This is a genomic window from Mesorhizobium sp. M3A.F.Ca.ET.175.01.1.1, assembly GCF_004791945.1.
Lineage (GTDB): Bacteria > Pseudomonadota > Alphaproteobacteria > Rhizobiales > Rhizobiaceae > Mesorhizobium.
The window spans coordinates 1-210 of sequence record NZ_SRTP01000464.1 but is presented as its reverse complement, the minus strand read 5'-3'; the positions used below and the strand labels follow the sequence as shown (position 1 = coordinate 210).

The 210-nt window shown below is 65.2% G+C and carries 1 protein-coding gene; it reads left to right on the top strand.

Going from position 1 to position 210, the window contains the following annotated elements; all coding sequences use genetic code 11:
* Positions 1-210: VCBS domain-containing protein (locus EN818_RS34540; protein ID WP_135906421.1), on the top strand; the 210-nt coding region annotated here is incomplete at both ends.

Sequence of the window (210 nt, the reverse complement as noted above, 5' to 3'; positions counted from 1 at the left end):
CCACCTACACCGACACCTTCAATGTGGTCAGCGCCGACGGCACCCCGACCACGGTGACGATCAACATCCTCGGCACCAACGATGCCGCGGTGCTGTCGTCCGACGTGAAGAACCTGACCGAGACCAACGCGGCCGCCGACATCTCGACCTCGGGCACGCTGACCATCTCGGACGTCGACAGTGATCCGCACTTCGTCGCCCAGGCCGGCA